This window comes from Pseudonocardia adelaidensis (genome assembly GCF_039543345.1).
GTDB classification, from domain to species: Bacteria; Actinomycetota; Actinomycetes; order Mycobacteriales; family Pseudonocardiaceae; genus Pseudonocardia; species Pseudonocardia adelaidensis.
In genome coordinates this window covers 1-2029 of sequence record NZ_BAABJO010000076.1, presented here as the reverse complement: position 1 = coordinate 2029, position 2029 = coordinate 1, and the positions used below count along the sequence as shown (strand labels likewise).

Annotated in this window: 3 protein-coding genes and 1 pseudogene; 1 reads left to right on the top strand and 3 read right to left on the bottom strand. The window is 68.1% G+C overall.

The window, feature by feature from the left end; translation table 11 throughout:
* Positions 1 to 266 (top strand): annotated as a pseudogene (locus ABEA81_RS42240) (hypothetical protein); the annotation flags it as partial.
* A gap of 76 nt (positions 267 to 342) precedes the next feature.
* Here the strand turns inward: ABEA81_RS42240 and ABEA81_RS42235 are convergent.
* The 3 genes from ABEA81_RS42235 to ABEA81_RS42225 form a co-directional block, all read right to left on the bottom strand.
* Positions 343 to 816, bottom strand: coding sequence for a hypothetical protein (locus ABEA81_RS42235; RefSeq protein ID WP_345613682.1), 474 nt, complete (start codon positions 814 to 816; stop codon positions 343 to 345).
* 154 nt (positions 817 to 970) lie between these two features.
* On the bottom strand, positions 971 to 1153 hold the full coding sequence (locus ABEA81_RS42230; protein WP_345613680.1) for a hypothetical protein: 183 nt from the start codon (positions 1151 to 1153) through the stop codon (positions 971 to 973).
* 184 nt (positions 1154 to 1337) lie between these two features.
* On the bottom strand, positions 1338 to 1574 hold the full coding sequence (locus ABEA81_RS42225) for a hypothetical protein (protein WP_345613678.1): 237 nt from the start codon (positions 1572 to 1574) through the stop codon (positions 1338 to 1340).
* Positions 1575 to 2029: the final 455 nt, after the last annotated feature.

The following is a 2029-nucleotide window of genomic DNA, read 5'->3' as shown; positions in this document are numbered from 1 at the left end:
ACGACAGGGTTGCCCTGCCCGGGCCGGCGATCGACGCCGCACTGCGAGCACCCGAGGGCGAGCTTCGGATCTATCCGGATATCGATCACTTCGACATCTATGACGGACCGCCGTACGAGGCCGTCGTCGCGGACGAGGTTGACTTCCTCCACCGTCATCTTCTGCGCCGAAACCTGCTAGGGGCACCCAAGGCGGCCTCGGAGACGACTCGGATTCATCTGCCGACTACCGAGATCGTCCACGATCAGGAACTCCACAAGGTCTGATGGCCTTCCTGCCGGCGCGACGAGCGACGGTGAGAGCAGGAGCCGGCCCCGCTACCCGTGGGTCGGCTTCTGCTCGTCAGTAGGCGGAGAGCAGCCGCTCGACGGTGTCGAGGTCGGGCTCATCGAGCGTCAGGGTGGAGCTGTTGGCCAGCTGGCGCCGCGACTGGGCGTACCCGCAGTGCGCGGCCTCGTGCGGCAGCATCCGCCGGCTCGGCCGGCGGTCGCCTTGCAGTTGTTCGTCGGTCAGTCGACCGCGTGCAGTGCCCGGCTCGGTGTGGAAGCCACTGTCGTCGATGAGGTAGGTATACCGGCCGTCGGCGGCCCCCGATCTAGTGCAGCATCTTTCACCGAGTACATCTCTGGACTCTCGTTGCCGAGCGAGCCCTCGGATCGGTACCTCGAGTTCTGCGCTCACATCCGGGACCTCGATCCCGACTGCGATCGGACCGAGCGGATCGCCACCTGGTGGGAGCGCGAGCACCCGATCGTCATCGATCCCGTCCTCGTCGACCGCTGCGCCTTCGGCCTCGATACCGAGACTCTTGAACACGACGATCTCGTTCGCAACGCCGCGGCACTGACTGCCTTCTCCCGCTACGCGCGCGAGCTGGCGTCGGACGTCGACGAGGCCGTCGGACGACCCCTCCGGGGATTCGCCCCCGGTCCGGATTGGAAGGCCGGCTGCGCGTACGCGTCCCGGGTGTTCACGGGGCGCTGCCCGTCCAGGTAGCGGTCGGCCGACGCGTCCAGCGCGAGCGCGCGCGCCGCGACGCCGTCGGTCCCTGCCGGTGCCGCAGGGTCGCGACGGCGGCCGGCAGCCGGGCCGTGGCGGCGTCCACTTCGCTGTCGCCCGCCCGCGCGCCGGGGTCCATGTTCGCGCTCACCACGCCCGGGGACGGTAGCCGATCTCCCGCCCCGAGCCTGGGATATCCGGGCTGTCCGGGGTTGAGTTCGAGCTGTTCGTGCAGCTCAACAGCTCATGTGAATTAGCTACGGACGCGAGCGGCCTCTGCCCTACGAGGCGTATGGAGCGTGGCAGCAGCGGTGGGCGAATTTGCGTGACGCAAACGCCTACGCCAGCTCGACGGAACGAGTCGCCGGCCGGAGAGTACGCACCTTCCGGGCGGCCGCGCCAAACCGGCGAGTGCGACCTTCGTGCTCCCGTGCGACGAAGCGGATGAGCACCCGCGGTGGTGACTTGCTGCCGAACCGCACGACCTCCACCTCGTCGAGGCGATCGACCGCCCGCGCGCGGTAGGCCCATCGCTCGCCGACCTCTGGTGCACGCTTGTCCTGCTTGCTCGGCACAGTTCTCAGCCTGGCGCTAAGGCCAATGCGTGGCAACGAGTCGGGGTCGGGGTGTCGGCGCCGGCCTCAGCTGGATGAGGTGGAACTCGACCGGCGGCTCGCCAGAGTCGTACCGCTCGCGTTCAAACCGCGCACTGAGGCCAGCTAGGCTCGCCCCGCAGGTCGGTAGGGCATGAGCGTGTTCGGCCTGCTGACGGACGCACGTGTCTGACGTGCTTAATCCGGCGCGAAGGTCCAGAGAGACACCGTCTTCAAGCTCCACGCGACGAGCCCTATATCGGATCGTGCGCTTGACGTGGTCCACCAGGGGGCCGCCGGCGTGGTGCTCAGAGCGTGTTTGAGAAGGTCGGCGTGTTGACGTGACTGTGCCGGTGTAGTGATCAACGGTGGCGGGTGAGTCGGCAAGCGCGGTACCCCTCGGACACCAGTGACGAGCAGTGGGCGGTGATCGAGCC